We start from the raw sequence: 17,448 nt of genomic DNA on the forward strand, positions 1-17,448 counted from the left end.
AGAGGGGGCCCGAGCGTGACGATTCTGGAGAGCATCCGGGGACCACGTGACCTGAAGGCGCTGTCCGAGGCGGAACTCGGTGAACTGTCCGATGAGATCAGGGAGTTCCTGGTGCACGCGGTCGCCAGGACCGGCGGACACCTCGGGCCCAACCTGGGGGTGGTGGAACTCTCCATCGCGCTCCACCGGGTCTTCGAGTCACCGGTCGACCGCATCGTCTGGGACACCGGCCACCAGAGCTACGTACACAAGCTTTTGACGGGGCGTCAGGACTTCTCCAAGCTGCGCGGCAAGGGCGGCCTGTCCGGCTACCCCTCGCGCGAGGAGTCCGAGCATGACATCGTCGAGAACAGCCACGCCTCCACCTCGCTCGGCTGGGCCGACGGGCTCGCCAAGGCCCGCGAGGTGCAGGGGGAGAAGGGGCACGTCGTCGCGGTGATCGGCGACGGGGCACTGACCGGTGGCATGGCCTGGGAGGCGCTGAACAACATCGCGGCCGCCAAGGACCGGCCGCTGATCATCGTCGTCAACGACAACGAACGCTCGTACGCCCCGACCATCGGCGGGCTCGCCAACCATCTCGCGACCCTGCGCACGACCGACAGCTACGAGAAGGTCCTGGCCTGGGGCAAGGACGTATTGCTGCGGACCCCGCTCGTCGGCAACACGATCTACGAGTCGCTGCACGGCGCGAAGAAGGGGTTCAAGGACGCCTTCGCGCCGCAGGGCATGTTCGAGGACCTGGGGCTGAAGTACGTCGGCCCGATCGACGGGCATGACCTCGGGGCCGTCGAGTCCGCGCTGCGGCGGGCCAAGCGCTTCCACGGACCGGTGCTGATCCACTGCCTCACGGAGAAGGGGCGCGGCTATGAACCCGCCCTCGCCCACGAGGAGGACCACTTCCACACCGTCGGCGTGATGGACCCGCTGACCTGCGAGCCGCTCGCGCCGTCCAACGGGCCCTCCTGGACGTCGGTGTTCGGCGAGGAGATCGTGCGGATCGGGGAGGAGCGCGAGGACGTCGTGGCCATCACGGCGGCCATGCTGCACCCGGTCGGGCTCGGGAGGTTCGCGGAGAGGTTCCCGGACCGGGTCTGGGACGTCGGAATCGCCGAGCAGCACGCGGCCGTGTCGGCGGCGGGCCTCGCGACGGGCGGGCTGCATCCGGTCGTCGCCGTCTACGCCACCTTCCTCAACCGGGCCTTCGACCAGCTGCTGATGGACGTCGCGCTGCACCGGTGCGGGGTGACGTTCGTGCTGGACCGGGCCGGTGTCACGGGCGTCGACGGGGCTTCCCACAACGGCATGTGGGACATGTCGATCCTCCAGGTCGTGCCGGGACTGCGCATCGCCGCGCCGCGCGACGCCGACCAGCTGCGCGCGCAGCTGCGGGAGGCGGTGGCCGTCGACGACGCGCCGACGCTCGTGCGCTTCCCGAAGGAGTCCGTCGGTCCGTCGATCCCGGCCGTCGACCGGGTGGGTGGCCTGGACGTGCTGCGTCGGGACGCGGGCGAGCCGGAGGTCCTGCTGATCGCCATAGGCGTGATGGCTCCGGTGTGCCTCCAGGCGGCCGAGCTGCTGCGGGCGCGCGGCATCGACTGCACCGTCGTCGACCCGCGGTGGGTGAAACCCGTCGACCCCGCGCTCGCCCCCCTCGCCGCACAGCACCGGTTGGTGGCCGTCGTCGAGGACAACAGCCGCTCGTCCGGAGTGGGCGCCGCCGTGGCGCTGGCGCTGGGCGACGCCGATGTCGACGTGCCCGTGCGGCGGTTCGGCATCCCCGAGCAGTTCCTCGCGCACGCCAAGCGGGGCGAGGTGCTCGCCGACATCGGGCTCACACCCGTCGAGGTCGCCGGCCGGATCAGCGCGAGCCTCGCCCTCAAGGACGCCGAGGGCGGCCCGGCCGGCACCGAGCGGGCCAACGGCGGCCATGACGGTCGTACCGTCGTGCCAGTCAAGGAGAAGGCCGAATGACCACGGAGTTCGACCTCGGCAGACTCCTGTCCGAGCGCGGAGCCGAGCGCTACGAGCTGCACGGCAAGTACCTCAACCACCAGCTCCCGCGCATGCTGCACACCATCGGCTTCGACAAGGTCTACGAACGGGCCGAGGGCGCGTACTTCTGGGACGCGGACGGCGACGACTACCTGGACATGCTCGCCGGGTTCGGGGTGATGGGCCTGGGGCGACACCACCCCGTCGTCCGCAAGGCGCTGCACGACGTCCTCGACGCACAGCTCGCCGACCTCACCCGCTTCGACTGCCAGCCGCTGCCCGGGCTGCTGGCCGAGAAGCTGCTCGCGCACAGCCCGCACCTGGACCGGGTGTTCTTCGGCAACAGCGGGACGGAGGCGGTCGAGGGCGCGCTGAAGTTCGCCCGGTACGCCACCGGCAGGCCCAGGATCCTCTTCTGCGACCACGCCTTCCACGGGCTGACCACCGGTTCCCTGTCCGTCAACGGCGAGTCCGGTTTCCGGGACGGCTTCGCCCCGCTGCTGCCCGACACGGCCGTACCCCTCGGCGATCTCGACGCCCTGGCAAGGGAGTTGAAGAAGGGAGACGTCGCCGCCCTGATCGTCGAGCCGGTCCAGGGCAAGGGGGTGCACGAGTCTCCGTCCGGCTATCTGCGGGCCGCCCAGGAGCTGCTGCACAAGCACAAGGCGCTGCTCATCGTCGACGAGGTGCAGACGGGGCTGGGCCGTACCGGCGACTTCTACGCCTACCAGCACGAGGACGGTGTCGAGCCCGACCTGGTGTGCGTGGCCAAGGCGCTCTCCGGCGGGTATGTGCCCGTGGGTGCCACGATCGGCAAGGAGTGGATCTTCAAGAAGGTCTACTCGTCCATGGACCGGGTGCTGGTCCACTCGGCGAGCTTCGGGTCCAACGCCCAGGCCATGGCGGCCGGGCTCGCGGTCCTGTCCGTCATGGAGAACGAGCAGATCGTCGCGAACGCGCGGGCGACCGGGGAGCTGCTGAAGTCCCGGCTCGCGGCGCTGACCGACAAGTACGAGCTGCTCGCCGACGTGCGCGGCCGGGGCCTGATGGTAGGCATCGAGTTCGGCCGGCCCGACTCGCTGAAGCTGCGGAGCCGTTGGACCATGCTCCAGGCCGCGCGCAAGGGGCTGTTCGCGCAGATGGTCGTCGTACCGCTGCTGCGGCGGCATCGGATCCTCACCCAGGTCTCCGGCGACCACCTGGAGGTGATCAAGCTGATTCCACCGCTGATCATCGGCGAGCGGGAGGTGGACCGGTTCGTCGACGCCTTCACGGATGTGATGGACGACGCGCACAGCGGTGGCGGGCTGATGTGGGACTTCGGTAAGACGTTGATCAAGCAGGCGGTCGCCAACCGATAGAGACGGCCTGAGGGAGGCGAGCCGGAGCTGTCGCCTGGACTTTTGCCTGCGAGGCAAGAAATTTGCCGCAGAGGCAAGACTCGGGCTGAATGGAGAGCATGAGCTCTCCCGACAACGAGCCCGACAACGAGCCCGACAACGGGCTCAAGGGCGATGCGACCCGGCCGGCCGAGGCCCTGCCCGTCGTCGCGCCCCAGCTTCGCGCGCTGCGCCGCCGAGCCTCCCTCACCCTGGAAGCCGCGGCCCGTACCGCCGGGCTGTCGCCCGCTCACCTGTCCCGCCTGGAGACCGGTCGGCGCCAGCCCTCGCTGCCGATGCTGCTCGCGCTCGCGCGTGTCTACCGTACGACGGTCTCGGAGCTGCTCGGAGAGACGGTCGCCGACCGGGACGCCGTGGTGCGCTCGGCCGACATGGAGCCGACCGCGGCCGGCGGCTGGACGTACTGGCAGGCAGGCGCCCCCGGGCGGGGTATGCAGGCCCTGCGGGTCCATGTGCCGTACGGCTCGCAGGGCGACATCGTGCGGGTGCACCCCGGGGAGGAGTGGCTCTACGTCCTCGACGGGCGGCTGCGGTTGCGCCTCGGGGACACCACGCACCGGCTCGCGCCCGGCGACAGCGCGCACTTCGACTCGCTCACCCCGCACCGCATCGCCGCCCAGGAGCCGGGCGGGGTCGAGCTCCTCTTCGTCCACACCCTGCTGCAGAGCCCCACGGCCGCCCTGTGCCTGGGCCCCACCCCTGGAGAGACGCCATGAGCGACATGGAGACGAAGTTCCCGCGTGCCCTGTGGGTGCGGCTCATCATCTACATCGCGGTGGGGCATGTCTTCGCTGCCTTCGTCTACCTGCTGTTCGAGGTGGGCGCGAAGTAGGCACGGGCGTGGTGGCGTCCGAGGTCAGTCGAGCAGCCGCTCCCGCAGTCGCTCCCGGAGCTCCGGGGTGACCCGCAGCCCCTGCTCCAGGTAGGTGTCGACGCCGCCCCACGTCTCGTCGATGGTCTCGAAGGCCGCCGCCAGATACTCGGCCCGGGCGTCGAACAGCGGGCTGAGCAGCTCCATGACCTCGGGCGAGTAGGCCGACGGGTCGCTGCCGCTGCGGCGCACCTTGTAACGGCGGTGCTTGGCGTTGGACTCCAGGTAGTCGGTGATGATCGCCTCGCGCTCAACTCCGAGGGCGAGCAGCGTCACGGCGATGGAGAGACCGGCGCGGTCCTTGCCGGCCGCGCAGTGCATCAGGGCGGGCACGCTGTCCTCCGCGAGCGCGTGCAGCACCTGGGAGTGCTCGGCGGTACGCTCCTTGATGATCGTGCGGTAGGAGGCGATCATCCGGCCCGCGCCCTTGCCGTCCGAGAGGATCTCCCGCAGCTGGTCGATGTCGCCGTCGCGGACCATCTTCCAGAACTCCGCGCCGTCCGCGGGGTCGGACAGCGGCAGGTTCACATTGCGCACCCCCGGCAGCTCCACGTCGGCGCCTTCGAGCTTCTGATCGGCCGCGTTGCGGAAGTCGAAGATCGTGTGCAGCCCGAGGGAACCGAGGAAGACGGCGTCGTCCTCGGTCGCGTGCGCGAGATGGCCACTGCGGAACAGGACCCCGTGTCGCACCCGTCGTCCGTCCACGGTCGGCAGTCCGCCCACATCGCGGAAGTTGCGAACTCCGGCCAGTTCGGGCTCGGTCGACGGGATCTGCTGCGTCACGGGGGCTCCTCCCAGTCGGCCCCGGCGGTGCGCTCGGTGTGCGGCCGACGGGGTGCGCTCTCGACCATACGACATGGCTTCCTGGGGCAATGAGTTGTCCACAGGCGTTGCCTCAGGAGCGCGCGGCCCTTGATGATGTTGGTGCTTGATCGCACCTGTTCGTCTCTGTGGGGGGCTTGATGCTGGAGATCTCCGACAACGGCCGTACGTGGCTCCTCTCCGGGCCGACCAGCGGTTACGCCCTGCATCTGACCGACGGGGACGAGCTGCTGCACCTCCACTGGGGGCCGCGGATCGCGCTCGCCGACGCCGAGGCCCTCGCCGTACGCCCGCTGCCGGAGTACTGGCCCTTCGAGTCCCCGCTCGACGGGCGCGAGGAGTACCCGGTCGAGGGCGGCCCCCGCTTCGCACGGCCCGCCCTGTCCGTGCGCACCGAGGAGCGGCGCGGCACCGAGTGGGGTTTCGAGCGGTACGAGGCCGAGGGTGACGAGCTGCGGTTGCGTTTCTGTGACGACGGGCTGACCGTCACCCTGCACTACCGGATGCGCGGGGACGTCGTGGAGCGCTGGGTGACCCTGGACAACCAGGGGCCCGTGGTGGAGCTGCTGCGCGCCGACTCGGCCACCTGGACGCTGCCCGACCGGGAGGACTGGCGGCTGTCCCAGCTGCACGGCCGCTGGGGCGCCGAGTCCCGGCTGGCGCGGTCCCCCCTCACCTACGGTGAGAAGGTCATCGGCAGCCGCCGCGGGCACACCGGGCACCAGCACCTGCCGTGGGTCGCGCTCGACACGGACGCCACCGAGGAGCGCGGCGAGGTCTACGGCTGCGCCCTCGGCTGGTCCGGGTCCTGGCGCATCGCCGTCGCCCAACTGCCGGACGCGCGCGTGCAGATCACCGGCGGCGCCGGATACGACGACTCGGGCCTGCTGCGGCTGGCGGCGGGGGAGTCCTTCACGACGCCCGTCTTCGCCGGACTGTGGAGCGACGGCGGCTTCGGCGGGGCGAGCCGCGCCTGGCACGCGTACCAGCGCGCGTATGTGATCCCGGACGCCGACCAGGACCGGCCCGTGCTGTTCAACTCCTGGGAGGCGACGGAGTTCGACATCTCCGAGGAGCAGCAGAGTGTGCTCGCGCGGCGGGCCGCGGCCATCGGCGTCGAGCTGTTCGTGGTCGACGACGGTTGGTTCGGGGCGCGCACCAGCGACCGCGCCGGGCTCGGCGACTGGACGCCCAACCCCGACCGCTTTCCGTCCGGCCTCAAGCCGCTCGCCGAGTACGTGCACGCGCTGGGTATGCAGTTCGGTATCTGGGTCGAACCGGAAATGGTCAATCCGGACAGTGAGTTGTATCGCGCCCATCCTGAGTGGGTTCAGCATCAAACGGGACGAAAGCGGACGGAATTCCGCAATCAGCTCGTACTGAACCTGGCGCGCGAAGACGTCCAGGAGCACCTCTGGGAGCGGCTGGACGGGATCCTCTCCAGCGCCCCGATCGACTATGTGAAGTGGGACTTCAACCGCTGCTTCACCGACGCCGGCTGGCCGGGTGAGTCGTACCCGCAGCGCCTGTGGGTCGACCACGTGCGCGCCCTGTACGGCCTGCTGGACCGGCTGCGGGCCGCTCACCCGGGCGTCGCCTTCGAGTCCTGCTCGGGCGGCGGCGGACGGATCGACCTCGGCGTGCTCGGCCGTACGGACCAGGTGTGGACCTCGGACAACACCGACCCCCTCGACCGGCTGGCCATCCAGCAGGGATTCAGCCAGATCCACCCGGCCCGGGCCATGGCCGCCTGGGTCACCGACAGCCCGAACGCCATGCTCAACCATCGCGCCAGCTCCCTGCGCTTCCGGTTCGTCAGTGCCATGGCCGGGGTGCTCGGGGTCGGTGGCGATCTCACCCGATGGGCCGAGGAGGAGCTCGCCGAGGCGCGCGAGTGGGTGACTCTCTACAAGGAGATCCGGCCCGTGGTGCAGCGCGGTGACCTCTATCGCCTGCGGGCTCCGCGGGGCGGACTGAGTGCGGTGCAGTACGTGCTCGGGGACGAGACGGTCGTCCTCGCCTGGCTCCAGGCACAGAGCTACGGCGAGCCCGTTCCGGCGCTGCGACTGCGCGCCCTGGACTCGACAGCAGCGTATGAATGCCTAGAAACGGGCGAAATTCACCGAGGTGCCGTACTGGGACACAACGGACTGCGGGTCGGTTTGCGGGGTGACCTCGATGCGACGGTTATCCGACTGCGTCGCATCTAGGCGTTCTGTCCGAATTGACGCCTTCATTCCAACTTGCTCTGGGGTAAAGGAAGGTGGAGCAGTGTCACGTGAGGAGCGTCATATCCGTGACGGTGCGTCGCCCGTCATGTCCATGTAATTCGCGTGCTTTTCAAGGGGTTTTGAGTCCGGCGGCACCCCGATAATTCACGCAGGGTGACGGTTAATTCCCACAAGGGATCAACAGGAACGCATTCGGACGGAACCCCTCACTTGTTCCCTCGCGTCTTCCTCGCTTACGTTCGCCACCAATCCGGACGGACGCCGAATCCTGCCGCCGACCGGATCCCGCGCAAACCCACCCGTGTACGGCAGGAGCGGGGGACCCACAGGTACAACCGCCTGTTCCGGTCTCCGGAACAGGCTTGGGGTCAAGTCGCGTCCCCACGTGACCGGGCATCTCCAGCCCGAACCCGACAGCTCACCTCGCAGGCGCCGGAGAGGAATTCGCCATGCCCGCGAAGGGTAAGCACCGCCGCCCGAAGTCCCTGCGCCTCACCCGCTCCATCGCCGTCGCCGGAACCGGGGGCGCCGCTCTCGCTCTCCCGCTGATCGGTGCCACCGGCGCCCACGCCGCTCCCTCGCAGTCCGTTTCGGAAAAGGCCGTTCAGTCCCTTCCGGTGACCGAGAAGAAGACGGCCGAGAAGAAGGACACCGAGAAGAAGGGCCTGCGGACCTATTCGGTGAAGGTCGGCGATTACCTTTCGAAGATCGCTGACGAGCAGAACGTCAGCGGTGGCTGGAAGCAGCTCTACGCCGACAACCGCGAGGCCGTCGGCGACGACCCGTCGCTGATCCACCCCGGCCTGAAGCTCTCGATCGGCGGCAAGAAGGCGACGAGCGCCCCCAAGTCGTCGTCCTCCCCCTCGTCTTCCTCCTCCGTGCCTTCCTCCTCCGCGCCTTCCAAGTCGTCCTCGGACTCGGCCGCCTCGAAGTCCTCCGCCTCGAAGACGACCACGACCAGCCAGAGCGCCGAGAACGCCGGCACCTCCAGCGGCTTCTCCGCCCCCGTCGACGGTGCCGCCGTCGGCACCGCCTACAAGGTGGCGGGCAGCATGTGGTCGAGCGGCTACCACACCGGTGTCGACTTCTCCGCCGCCACCGGCACCCCGCTGAAGGCGGTCGGCGCGGGCACCGTCGTCTCGGCCGGCTGGGGCGGTGCGTACGGCAACCAGGTCGTCATCCAGCTCGCCGACGGTTACTACGCCCAGTACGCCCACCTGTCCTCGCTCTCCGTCTCCAGCGGCCAGACCGTGACCGCGGGCCAGCAGATAGGCCTCTCCGGCGCGACCGGCAACGTCACCGGCCCGCACCTGCACTTCGAGATCCGCACCACGCCGGACTACGGCTCGGACATGGACCCGGTCGCCTACCTCCGCTCGAAGGGCGTCGCCATCGGCTGACGGCGGCCCTCCGCGAAAGCCACCTGCCTGACACGCAACCGAAGGCCGGACCCCGATCCCCGGGTCCGGCCTTCGGTGTGTCCTGGGATGGGTCGTGGGGCGTGTCCCGGGTGTGTCCTGGGGTGTCGACAGCGCGGGGGTGATGGGGGGAGAGTGATCTCCGTTCGGTTGGTGCAAGCGCTTTCCATGTCTGTGCTCTCCATGTCATCACCCCAGCGAAGGAGCCCTATCCGTGTCGACCACGCGCAGAGCATTCGGAATCCTGGCCGCGGGCGCCACCCTGGGGACGCTGACCCCGGCGGGCGTGGCGAGTGCCGCTGCTCCCGGCCGCCGGCTGATCGCCCGCGACGACTTCTGCCACGGCCTCGGCCAGTGGGTGACCGAGCTGCAGGGCGGCGGCACCGTCACCGCCTCACACGGTGTGCTGGAGATCGACGTGCCGAGCGGGGCGACGGTGTGGTTCAAGGAGCGGCTCGAAGGGCCGTACGTCCTCGAGTACACGGCCACCGCGGTCTCGGCCGGCGGCCCCAACGACCGTGTCTCGGACCTCAACAACTTCTGGAACGCCGTCGACGTCCGTTCCCCGGACGACCTCTTCGCCACGCGGCGGGGCGGCGCGCTGGAGGAGTACGACCACCTCAAGACCTACTACGCCGGCTACGGCGCCAACTACAACACCACGACACGACTGCGCCGGTACGTCGGTGAGGCCGGGGTCCGTCCACTGCTCTTCGACTACACGGAGCCGCTGCTGGTGCCCAACCAGCCGAACCGGGTCCGCATCGTCTCCGACGGCTCGACCGTCCAGTGGTGGAACAACGGGCGCCTCGTCTTCGACCACACCGACCAGGAGCCCTACACCAGTGGGCACTTCGCCTTCCGGACCGTGTGGAGTCACTTCCGGGTCAGCGACTTCCGGGTATGGCGGTTGCGCCCACAACACCCCTGATCAGAGGGTTATTCCAGGCTTGGTGAACACTTTAGAAGTGGCTTATCTCACCGCTCGTCAACCCTTGCCTACGGTCGCGTAGGTCACATTCGAAGGTGAATCATGTACCGATGTGGCAGACGATTCGAAGAGTGACAGCAGATCAGTGATCGGGTCGTACGTCGCGGTGGGGGACAGCTTCACCGAGGGCGTCGGCGACCCCGGCCCCGACGGGGCGTTCGTCGGTTGGGCCGACCGGTTCGCGGTCCTGCTCGCGGACCGGCGCCCCGAGGGCGACTTCGACTACACGAACCTCGCCGTGCGCGGCAAACTGCTCGACCAGATCGTCGAGGACCAGCTTCCGAGGGCCGTCGAACTGGCCCCGGATCTGGTCTCGTTCTGCGCGGGCGGCAACGACATCATCCGACCCGGAACCGACCCCGACGAGGTCGCCGAGCGCTTCGAGCGGGCGATCATCCGGCTCACCCCCGCCGTCGGCACCGTCATGGTGACGACCGGCTTCGACACCCGTGGCGTGCCCGTGCTGAAGCACCTGCGCGGCAAGATCGCCACGTACAACGGTCATGTGCGGGCCATCGCCGACCGGTACGGCTGCCCGGTGCTCGACCTGTGGTCCCTGAAGACCGTTCAGGACCGGCGGGCCTGGGACGACGACCGGCTCCACCTGTCCGCAGAAGGGCACACGCGCGTGGCGCTTCGCGCGGGCCAGGTCCTCGGTCTGGAGGTCCCGGCCGACCCGGACCAGCCCTGGCCGCCGCTCCCGGTTCGCGGCACCCTGGAGATCCGCCGGGACAACGTCCACTGGGCGCGTGAGTACCTGGTGCCGTGGATCGGGCGGCGCCTGCGGGGCGAGTCGTCGGGGGACCATGTGACGGCCAAGGGCGCGCTGTCCCCGGACGACATCAAGATGCGGATCGAATCGGTGGCTTGAGGCGACGCCTCGGTGATGTGGGCCGTGCCCTGTTCGGGGGCGCGGCCCACACGGCTGTCGCGGCCGCGGTGAACCCGACCGCTCGGCGATCGACGACCTCACCGCGCCGACGCCGTCAACGCCTCCCGCTCCAGCCCCAGTTCCCGGGCGAGCGCCTCGTCCACCCACTCCTGCGCACGCGCGCGTGACACCGCGCCGCGGTACGACGTCAGCTGTACGGCGAGCCCGTCGAGGAGGGCCGTGAGGCGCAGGGCCGTGCCGCCGGGGTCGGAGCAGGCGAACTCGCCCGCGGCCACGCCCTGGGCGATGACCTCGGCGAGGGCCGCCTTCCACTGCCGGTCGAGGTCCCGTGTGACGTCCTGCAGCGCGGGCTCACGCAACGCTCCCGCCCAGCCCTCGATCCACAGCCGCCAGCCCTTGGCCTGGCCGGTCGGCGCGTACCAGCGCACGGCCGCCCGCAGCCTTCGCAGCGCCGTCGTGCGGCGGCCGAGGATCCTTCGCAGCCTGGCCAGGTCGCCCTCGGCCGCGTGGGTGAAGGCCGCGGCGACCAGCTTCTCCTTCGTGGCGAAGTGATAGAGCACCAGCGCGTTGCTCACCCCGAGCGCCGAGGCAACGTCGGCGATCCTGACCGCCGCCACGCCCCGCGCCTCTATCTGCTCCACGGCGGCCCGCAGCAACTCCTCGCGCCGCTCCGCCACGCTCAACCGCACTCTTGCCACTCGGTCACCCTAAAGCCTGGCCACGGACCGTTCCCGGGCCGCGGTCGGGCGAGGAGGCTCGTCCGCCGTCACCGGTGCCGGCCGAACCGCTCGGCGATCACCGGCAACCGCTCCTCCGCGATGGCGTGAGCGGCGGCCCGGGGCGTCGTCCCGTCGGCCTCGGCGCGCGCCAGCGTGCGGTCGGTCAAGGCGCGCATCGAGCGTCGCGTGTGGGCGAACGCCTCGTCCGCGGACGGGCCGATGTCGCCGAACAGCGTCCACCACCACCAGGCGTTCGTGGCCGAGTTGACCACCACGTCCGGCAGCACGGTGACGCCCCGCGCGGCGAGCAGCCGCTCCGCGTCCGGCCGTACGGGCATGTTGGCGGCCTCGGCGATCCAGCGGGCACTGATCCGCGCCTGGTTGGCGGTGTCGATCACATACGAGACGGCCGCCGGCACCAGCACCTCGGCCTCGGTCGACAGCCACGCCTCGCCCGGCAGTTCGCGGTCGCCACGACGCAGCGCCGCGCGGTCGACCGTGCCGTACGCGTCCCGTGCCGCCAGCAGGCTCTCGATGTCGAGGCCCGCGGGGTTGGCGATCGTGCCCTTGATGTCGGCGACGGCCACGACGGTGAGCCCCGCGCGCGTGAGGAAGCGCGCCGTGGCCCCGCCCATGGTCCCGAGGCCCTGCACGGCGACGCGCGTCCGCCAGCGCGGGACACCGGCCCGGCCCAGCGCGGTGAGCACCGACTCGGCGACCCCGCAGCCACCGACCAGCTCGTCGAGCCCGATGCCGTCCACCTCGACCGCGAACGCGTCCGCGAGCCGCTCCCGCGCGTCGGCCTCGTCGTCGAGCAGCGGGTACACGGCCTGCACGGACGAGACGAGCCCCGCCTCGGCGGCCGCCCGGTCGACCACGTCCTGAGTGAGCCCGAGGTCCTCGCCGGTGGTCCAGAAGCTCTCGATGCAGGGCCGCACGGCCCGCAGATAGCGCACCAGCAGCCCGTACGCCTCCGGATCCCGGGGATCGCAGTCGATACCGCCCTTGGCGCCGCCGAGGGGGACGTACCGGGCCTCGGGGTCGTAGTGCAGGGCCTCCTTCAGGCTCATGCCGCGGGCGAGCCCGGTGACCTCGTCCAAGGTGCAGCCCGGCCGCATGCGCAGCCCACCGCTGGACACCCCGCGCACCAGCCGGTCGATGACCAGGAAGCCCTGGCGGCCGGTGACGTCGTCGGTCCAGGTGAGCGACAGCAGGGGGGTGGTCATGAGGTCTCCGGGGGAGGGCGGGGGCCGCGTGCCGCGCGCGGCTACTGAACGATGGGTCAGTATCGAAGCGGGCGCGGGGACATGTCAACGTACGGAATGGATCAGGGGGCGTCCGGGGTTGTCGGAGGGGCCGCACATAATGGAATTTCTCACCGACTCCACCTGGAGGTACCGTGGCCGGTTTCCGTTTCCCGAGCTCGGGGCTCCGTGCCCTGCGGCCCGAGGCCTTCGGCGTGGACCCGAGCGGTGAGCGCATGGCGCGCATCCGCAGATCCCCGCACTTCCGGGACGGGGTGTTCCAGAACCCCGGCGGCACCGCCCGGACCAGACCCTCCGGATCGATGCTGGAGTTCGCCAAGGTCTTCTTCGACCCCGACACCCGGCCCCGCCGTGCGCCGAAGGGCACTGTGCCGGTCCACCCCACCACCTACGCCGACCTGGCGAAACCGCCCGCCGACGGGCTGCGCCTGACCTGGCTGGGGCATTCGAGCGTCCTCGCGGAGATCGACGGGCACCGGGTGCTCTTCGACCCTGTCTGGGGAGAGCGCTGCTCCCCGTTCCCCTTCGCCGGGCCCAAGCGGCTGCACCCGGTGCCGCTGCCGCTCGCCGAGCTCGGCCCGGTCGACGTCGTCGTCATCTCGCACGACCACTACGACCACCTCGACCTGCCCACGATCAAGGCGCTGGTCGACACGGACACCCTCTTCGCCGTACCGCTCGGCGTCGGCGCCCACCTCGAACACTGGGGTGTGTCGGCCGACCGGCTGCGCGAGCTGGACTGGCACGAGACGACGAAGGTCGGCGGACTCACCCTGACGGCCACCCCCGCCCGCCACTTCTGCGGCCGCGGTCTGCGCAACACACAGCACACTCTCTGGGCGTCCTGGGTCGTCGCCTCGGACGAGCACCGGATTTACCACAGCGGTGATACCGGCTATTTCGAGGGCTTCAAGGACATCGGCGCCGAGCACGGCCCGTTCGACGCCACGATGATCCAGCTCGGGGCCTACTCGGACTTCTGGCCCGACATCCACATGACGCCGGAGGAGGGCGTCCGGGCCCACCTCGACCTTCAGGGCGGCGATCCGGCCGTGGGCGTCATGCTGCCGATCCACTGGGCCACCTTCAACCTGGCGACACATCCCTGGGCGGAGCCGGGGGAGCGGACGATGCGGGCCACGCACAAGGCCGGCGTCACCATGGCGGCTCCTCTCTGTGGTGAGCCCTTCGAGCCGGCCTCGGTGCCGCCCGTGACGCCCTGGTGGCGTGAGGTGGCCGTAGAGCCCGCCGGGGGATGGCCGGCGTGGCCGCCGGTCGCGCCGGGTCCGGACAGGGCAGACAGGATGGACAAGCCGGATATGCAGGACGGTGTGGCGGTCGGCTAGCGCGTCCGCGACTTTTGCGGGCCCCGTCGGTTGTGGAGCGGGGCCCGCGGTGGCGTACGTCGGACTCGCCGTGGCGTAAGACGAACTCGCCGTGGCGTAAGGCGAACTCGCCATGGCGCACAACGATCCGTGCGGGCGCCCACCCCGCTGTGCGCGCCCTTGCGGGACGGTTCGCGCGGGGCATGTGCAAGCGCTTCGGGGCGCTCGCGGAGCCATGCGCGCCGATACGCCCCGTGACATTCCGGAGGTCGGAGAACGGGGCCGCGCAGTGCTGAAACCGCCCCGGCCCGGGTGGCCGCGGGCGAGGGAATCAGGAGTCGGCGAGGCTGCGGCAGCCGAAGTGCCCCGACCCTCGACTTTTCTTCGTGACCACTTCTGACCAGGTCCGATCGTTCGACTGCTTCTTGTGGACGAACGGTGGAGCGGGTTATCGGTCTGTCGTACGAGACCTCATACCAGAGCGGGACGCTGCCTGCGGGACTTTGTCAACTGCCCACCGCACTTGATGCAGAGCCGACTACTGTCAGTGTCCGTCGGGCGACACGGAGCCGCATTCGTGGACTCTGTCGACCGACATCGCGATGGCGCATGCCCCGGGCCGCGCAGACCGCGCGCACTCCCAAGGCCCCGACCGACGGACCAGTACGAGGACCCCGATGTCTCAACTCCGCGCCCCGGCCGCACGCGCAGACCGCCGTGAGGGCGGGCGGCACGGGCGCCCGGCCGCCCGCACCGCAACCGCGCTGCCCGAGACCCATATAAGGCCCCAACTGCTGCGTCTGGCCGTGCTGCCGCCCGTAGCGGTGAGCCTCAGCGCCTGCGCGGCCGTACTGTTCGCCGTGCGCTCCACCGGTGCACGGCCGAGCCTCACCCTGTGGGGCGTGCTCGCCGGCGCGGTCTCGGTGACCGTGGCGGGCATCCTGATCGCCGCGGTGGCCGCCAACCGCACCGCCAAGGCCGTCACCGACCGCATCGGCGCACTCCGCCGCAGCAGCGCGCGCGGCGAGGCCGATCTGCGGGCCCTCGTCGAGACACTGCGCCGCGGCGACGGTCCGCCGAAGCGCAAGCCGCGCAGCGGTCCGCCCGAGGGCGCCGACGACTTCGAACTGCTCGCCGCCGACCTGGCCCGCGCCCATGACGGGGCGGTCACCGCGGTCGTCCAGGCCTCCCAGCTCTCCAGCCAGGCGGGCAGCGAACAGAAGCTCGAGGTCTTCGTCAACCTCGCCCGGCGCCTGCAGTCGCTCGTCCACCGCGAGATCTCCATCCTCGACGAGCTGGAGAACGAGATCGAGGACCCCGACCTGCTCAAGGGCCTCTTCCACGTCGACCACCTCGCCACCCGCATCCGCCGCCACTCCGAGAACCTCGCCGTGCTCGGCGGCGCCGTCTCCCGTCGGCAGTGGAGCAACCCGGTCTCCATGACCGAGGTGCTGCGCTCGGCCATCGCGGAGGTCGAGCAGTACTCGCGGGTCAAGCTCGTGCCGCCCATCGACGGCACCCTGCGCGGACACGCCGTCGCCGACGTCATCCACCTGCTGGCCGAACTGGTCGAGAACGCCACGGTGTTCTCCGCCCCGCACACCCAAGTCCTGCTCCGGGCCAACCTGGTGACCTCAGGGCTCGCCGTCGAGGTCGAGGACCGCGGGCTGGGCATGCCGGTCGGTGAGCAGAGCCGTATGAACGCCCTGCTCGCCGACCCCGACCAGGTCCACGTGGCCAGCCTGCTGGCGGACGGACGCATCGGACTGTTCGTCGTGTCGCAGCTCGCGAAGCGACACGGCATCCATGTGCGGCTCCAGACCAACATCTACGGCGGTGTCCAGGCCGTACTCGTCGTGCCGCAGGGCTTGTTGGGGACGGAGCAGGGGGCTCGTGGCGGCGGCGCGCCGCGGGCGCATGATCCGCAACAGGCTGCCGGCTCGTCCGTACCACCGCACTCCCCGCCCCAGGCACGTCCTCCGCAGGCGCCGGTGCCGCCGCAGCAGCATCGGCAGCCCGCGTCGGCCACACCGGCCGCCTCGGCGGCGTCGGAAGGCGGGCAGCGGGGGGCGGCCGAGGCATCGGCGGGCGGCTCGCATCGGAAGCAGCCGCAGTCCGGGGGCTGGGGCGCGCCCTCCGGTGCGAACGGGACCGGACCGGCACCGCTGCCTGTACGTGGTGCTCGTCGCGAAGAGCGGGCGAACCCGGCCGAGGCGCTGCCCGGCATCAGGCCCGACGAACGGCAGCAGGTCGCGGACAACACCGCCACACCGCTGGCCCCGCGCACCGGCACCGTCCGCGGCACCATGGGCAAGCCCCAACTGCCCCGACGCCGGGCCCAGGAACACATCGTGCCCCAGCTGCGGAGCGCGCCCGCGCCACGTCAGGAATCCGACCATGTGGCTGGGCACGACCCGGGGCTGATGGCCGCCTTCCAACGGGGCATCGGGCTCGCCGAGACACAGCAGCACATGGAGTCGGCGCACATGGATGCAGGCCACATGGACACCCCGCACACGGCGTCTGGCCACATGGACTCGGGGCACACGGCATTCGCCCCCACAGCGTCTGGCCCACACGTGAGCGCGGGCCACATGGACGCAACCCGCATGGATGCAACCAATGTGGACGCAGTCCACATGGACTCGGCACACACCGCCGGCACCCAGGGCACCACATCCGCCTACACCCCCTCGCCGCACAAGTCCTCGGACACGACGTCGACCGACCCGGACCCCACACGCCTGGAGTCCATGCGCCCGGCGTCGATCCGCCTGGAGCCGACGAGCTTCGAGACGGGGCGGGCCCAGCCCACCCGCCCGCACCCGACATCCCTGGACGCGCTCCACACAGACGTGACCGCCATGCCTCCCCGGCCCTCCATGGACGTATCGCCCATGGACCCGGACCACATCACCGAGACCCGTCCCGGGTCCGCGCCCGGCACCGACCACACCCCCTGGCACGACGGGAGCGCACCAGCCGGATGACCACGACCGTGACCAGCTCGACGTTCGCCTGGAAGTCCACCCCCACCCCCAGCGCTCCCGCTGACCTTCGTACCTCAAGGAGTCGATCCATCATGGCGAGCGAAGCGCCGACCGCCCATGTCTCCGATCTCGACTGGCTGATGAGCGGCCTCGTGCAGCGGGTACCGCACACCACCAGTGCGGTACTTCTCTCCTGCGACGGGCTCGTGAAGTCGGTTCACGGCCTCGACCCGGACAGCGCTGACCACATGGCCGCCCTGGCCTCCGGCCTCTACTCACTGGGCCGCAGCGCCGGGGTCCGGTTCGGCGACGGCGGCGACGTGCGCCAGGTCGTCGTCGAACTCGACTCGATGCTGCTCTTCGTGACGACGGCCGGTTCCGGCACCTGTCTCGCCGTGCTGGCCGGCCGTGAGGCCGACGCGGCGGTACTGGGCTACGAGATGGCGATGCTGGTCAAGAGCGTCCGCCCCTACCTGGTCACCGCACCCCGGCAGCACTCCGTCGACCCCTCGGCGCTGAGGCCTTGAAC

General features: G+C 70.5%; 14 protein-coding genes and 1 riboswitch. Of the genes, 11 read left to right on the top strand and 3 right to left on the bottom strand.

Annotation, left to right across the window (positions count from 1 at the left end):
• The first annotated feature begins 15 nt into the window (after nt 1-15).
• The 4 genes from dxs to ABIE67_RS40420 all read left to right on the top strand — a co-directional run bounded on the left by dxs (nt 16) and on the right by ABIE67_RS40420 (nt 4,227).
• Nucleotides 16-1,974, top strand: coding sequence for a 1-deoxy-D-xylulose-5-phosphate synthase (gene dxs / locus ABIE67_RS40405; protein ID WP_370266534.1), 1,959 nt, complete (start codon nt 16-18; stop codon nt 1,972-1,974).
• A complete protein-coding gene (locus tag ABIE67_RS40410) occupies nt 1,971-3,356 on the top strand; it encodes an aspartate aminotransferase family protein (RefSeq protein WP_370266535.1) in 1,386 nt (461 codons plus the stop codon). Before dxs ends, ABIE67_RS40410 begins: the two co-directional genes overlap by 4 nt.
• A 98-nt stretch (nt 3,357-3,454) precedes the next feature.
• Nucleotides 3,455-4,111, top strand: a complete 657-nt coding sequence (locus tag ABIE67_RS40415; protein WP_370266536.1) for a helix-turn-helix domain-containing protein — start codon at nt 3,455-3,457, stop codon at nt 4,109-4,111.
• Entirely contained in the window at nt 4,108-4,227 is a 120-nt protein-coding gene (locus ABIE67_RS40420) for a DUF6126 family protein (RefSeq protein WP_370266537.1), read from the top strand. The genes ABIE67_RS40415 and ABIE67_RS40420 overlap by 4 nt, the downstream gene beginning before the upstream one ends.
• 24 nt (nt 4,228-4,251) lie before the next feature.
• Here the strand turns inward: ABIE67_RS40420 and ABIE67_RS40425 are convergent, their stop codons facing one another.
• A complete protein-coding gene (locus tag ABIE67_RS40425) occupies nt 4,252-5,049 on the bottom strand; it encodes a tyrosine-protein phosphatase (RefSeq protein WP_370266538.1) in 798 nt (265 codons plus the stop codon).
• A 179-nt stretch (nt 5,050-5,228) separates the two neighbouring features.
• Here ABIE67_RS40425 and ABIE67_RS40430 point away from each other — a divergent pair, with 179 nt between their 5' ends.
• From ABIE67_RS40430 to ABIE67_RS40445, 4 genes are all read left to right on the top strand, one after another.
• Nucleotides 5,229-7,298, top strand: coding sequence for an alpha-galactosidase (locus tag ABIE67_RS40430; RefSeq protein ID WP_370266539.1), 2,070 nt, complete (start codon nt 5,229-5,231; stop codon nt 7,296-7,298).
• Nucleotides 7,299-7,568: 270 nt separating this feature from the next.
• Nucleotides 7,569-7,764: riboswitch (cyclic di-AMP (ydaO/yuaA leader) on the top strand.
• Nucleotides 7,765-7,768: 4 nt separating this feature from the next.
• Nucleotides 7,769-8,719 (top strand): peptidoglycan DD-metalloendopeptidase family protein, encoded by a 951-nt coding sequence (locus tag ABIE67_RS40435; RefSeq protein ID WP_370266540.1) that lies wholly within the window; start codon nt 7,769-7,771, stop codon nt 8,717-8,719.
• A gap of 232 nt (nt 8,720-8,951) precedes the next feature.
• Entirely contained in the window at nt 8,952-9,668 is a 717-nt protein-coding gene (locus tag ABIE67_RS40440; protein WP_370266541.1) for a DUF6250 domain-containing protein, read from the top strand.
• Nucleotides 9,669-9,813: 145 nt separating this feature from the next.
• Complete coding sequence (locus ABIE67_RS40445) at nt 9,814-10,599, top strand: SGNH/GDSL hydrolase family protein (protein WP_370269433.1); 786 nt, start codon at nt 9,814-9,816, stop codon at nt 10,597-10,599.
• 98 nt (nt 10,600-10,697) lie between these two features.
• Here ABIE67_RS40445 and ABIE67_RS40450 read toward each other — a convergent pair whose 3' ends face one another.
• On the bottom strand, nt 10,698-11,318 hold the full coding sequence (locus tag ABIE67_RS40450) for a TetR/AcrR family transcriptional regulator (protein WP_370266542.1): 621 nt from the start codon (nt 11,316-11,318) through the stop codon (nt 10,698-10,700).
• 68 nt (nt 11,319-11,386) lie between these two features.
• A complete protein-coding gene (locus ABIE67_RS40455) occupies nt 11,387-12,565 on the bottom strand; it encodes a Glu/Leu/Phe/Val dehydrogenase dimerization domain-containing protein (RefSeq protein WP_370266543.1) in 1,179 nt (392 codons plus the stop codon).
• 173 nt (nt 12,566-12,738) lie between these two features.
• On the opposite strand from ABIE67_RS40455, the gene ABIE67_RS40460 reads away from it, so the two are divergent.
• The 3 genes from ABIE67_RS40460 (at nt 12,739) to ABIE67_RS40470 (ending at nt 17,446) form a co-directional block, all read left to right on the top strand.
• The gene (locus tag ABIE67_RS40460) at nt 12,739-13,950 is read left to right on the top strand and encodes an MBL fold metallo-hydrolase (RefSeq protein ID WP_370266544.1); all 1,212 of its coding nucleotides are present in this window, start codon (nt 12,739-12,741) and stop codon (nt 13,948-13,950) included.
• A gap of 656 nt (nt 13,951-14,606) precedes the next feature.
• Entirely contained in the window at nt 14,607-16,919 is a 2,313-nt protein-coding gene (locus ABIE67_RS40465) for a sensor histidine kinase (protein ID WP_370266545.1), read from the top strand.
• Between the two features lie 92 nt (nt 16,920-17,011).
• Nucleotides 17,012-17,446, top strand: a complete 435-nt coding sequence (locus ABIE67_RS40470) for a roadblock/LC7 domain-containing protein (RefSeq protein WP_370266546.1) — start codon at nt 17,012-17,014, stop codon at nt 17,444-17,446.
• Nucleotides 17,447-17,448 lie beyond the last annotated feature (2 nt).

The sequence above is a fragment of the Streptomyces sp. V4I8 genome, assembly GCF_041261225.1.
Taxonomy (GTDB): Bacteria; Actinomycetota; Actinomycetes; order Streptomycetales; family Streptomycetaceae; genus Streptomyces.